Source organism: Zunongwangia sp. L-65, assembly GCF_056859415.1.
Genome location: NZ_JBSXOK010000006.1, coordinates 1 through 2,561, shown reverse-complemented (window position 1 = coordinate 2,561; position 2,561 = coordinate 1). Strand labels below are relative to the sequence as shown.

Annotated in this window: 2 protein-coding genes; both read right to left on the bottom strand. The window is 35.3% G+C overall.

The window, feature by feature from the left end:
• Positions 1-2,165: ABC transporter permease (locus AC13DP_RS00105; protein WP_483067077.1), on the bottom strand; the 2,165-nt coding region annotated here is incomplete at its 3' end.
• A 2-nt stretch (positions 2,166-2,167) separates the two neighbouring features.
• Positions 2,168-2,561 (bottom strand): ABC transporter permease (locus AC13DP_RS00100; RefSeq protein ID WP_483067076.1); only part of this gene is annotated, 394 nt, incomplete at its 5' end.

Sequence of the window (2,561 nt, the reverse complement as noted above, 5' to 3'; positions counted from 1 at the left end):
GATGCGCCAAGTACTTTCCGAATCCCTATTTCTTTTACGCGCTGCTCTGTCACCTGAACGATCAAACCAAAAACACCCAGGGCAGCCAGAAGTAAACTAAGCGCACTAAAGAAGCTGAAGAATTGCAAAAGCTTGGTTTCGGCATCATATTGTTTTTGTAATAGGTCTGAAACATTATTGATTTCCAGAAGTTTGTAAGGAAAAAATTCTTGCCATAATTCGTTGATTTTGGCAACAACTTTTTCCTCAGAGCCAGGTTTTATACGCATCAATATTGAACCGTAATCATCATATTCCATAGCTCTTATAACTATAGGTTTTCCTGCTGTTCTAAGTGATTCGTTATTAAAGTTCTTTACAATACCAACTGGTTTTGCATTTAGATCTTTAAATACATGGTTAAGCTTGTTTTCTGGAAATAATTTGGCGGTATTTTCAGTAATTAAAACAGGGGTATTTGCCATTTTATAGATATCGGTAGAATCTGAAGAGAATTGCAAATCCTCATTTAAAAAGTCACCCGGAAATTCAGAATTAAGGAAACGCCCTTGTTTTAGTTCCAGGCCTAAAGTCTTTGCAAGATCTGCATCTCCAAAAAGATACCAGATTTCAATTTTATTTCCGGGATTAAAAGGATCATCTAAAGATTTAGTCATATTTCCGGCGGTTTCTCCGGGAGTCCATGCATTTAGGCTTACACTTTCGATATAAGGACTATTGGCGAGTTCATTTTTAAAACTTTCACCTTTGCCTTCCCAAGATACATATTGAGTTCCTAAAAGGTTATTTTTATTAAAACCTATATCTTTATTTTTCAATAACTCTACTTGCCTATCCACCACGATCATCGCAATGATGACCACAACAGAGACTGAAAACTGGATTATGACAAGTCCTTTTCTAATATAATTTTGATGTGTGCCAGATTTTATAATTTTGTTTTTTAATGCTGAAGTTACTCGCACTCCAGAAAGTAAAATAGCCGGATACAAGCCTGTGAAAATTCCTAATGTTAAAATCGCTAAGCTATAAATTGAAATTAGGCTTATATCTTTAGTGAATATCTTGGTAAGGGAATGGCCTATAAAATTCTCGATCAACGGAATAGAAACTTGATATATTATTAGCGCCAGGCATCCCGAAAGAATGAAAAACAACAGTGAATTGATTAAATTTTGCTGAATGAGATGGGATTTATTAGCACCCAGTACCTTTCGAACTCCTGTGTTTCTAGCATGATAAGAAGCTCTTGCCGTTGTTAAATTGATGTAGTTAATACAGGCTATTAATAGCAATAAAATAGCAATACTACCTAAGATTAAAAGCTTTTTCTCACTCGTATTTGTGTTTTTTCCGTCGAAACTTGAATTCAAATAAATATCATAAACAGGTTGAAAATCTAGTAAATATGGATTTTTAGAATCGAAAAATTCGATATACCACTTGTTTACTTTTTCCTGAAGCTTTTTAGCATCTGTTCCCTTTTTGGTTAGCAGAAATAGTTGTGAAAAGGTACCGTAGCCTTCTTTGAATAAAGTTTCTTCTCGCCTATCACTAATATGAAGTACATCAGCTTTAAAAATAGAATTATCTGGGATGTCTTTGATTAGCCCGGTAATGATATAGGATTTAGGTTTTACTCCATATGAAGGCTGATTTTTTAATTCTTTACCTACAATATCTTCGTTTGGGAAATATTTGTTTTTAAAACTTTCTGAAACCACTAAATTCTCTACACCAAACTGAAATTCTTTAGGATTACCTGCAATTATTTTAAAATCCAAAATATCCCATGCAGTACTATCTGTCTCTAATACATTTACCGGAATACTATTGTCCTTACTTATCTTAAAATTTTCAGTGAATACATGTATCCCAGAAACTTTTTCAGCTTCAGGAAAATTTTCGGGTAACGCAATCTTCCATCCTTCAAAGGCCTTTGTCGTTTTAGTCTGTTTACCCGCACTAAGCCTGTAGGTGCTATTCAGTCTAAAAATCTGGTCTTTTTTTGTCCAAAATCGGTCATAAGAAGATTCATCGATCACTACAGTGGTCACGGCAAGACAGGCAGCTAAACCAATGGTTAACCCAATAATATTGATTAGAGAATAGGTGCTGTTTTTAAGAAGATTCCTCCAGGCGATTTTGATGTGATTTTTGATCATGGCTATTCGGTTTTTAAACTTTTTGCAGGATTAATAATTGCTTTTTTTGCGGATTGTATTCCAACGGTTAACATAGCGATACCTATTACTACGGATGCTGCAAGGCCAAAAATCCACCATTTTATTTCTATGCGGTACGCATAATCCTGAAGCCATTGCAACATGGCGTACCATCCAATTGGAATTGCTATAATAATGGCTACAGCAATGGTTTTTAAAAAGTCTTTAGAGAATAGCATCACGATAGATTGTACCGATGCGCCAAGTACTTTCCGAATCCCTATTTCTTTTACGCGCTGCTCTGTCACCTGAACGATCAAACCAAAAACACCCAGGGCAGCCAGAAGTAAACTAAGCGCACTAAAGAAGCTGAAGAATTGCAAAAGCTTGGTTTCG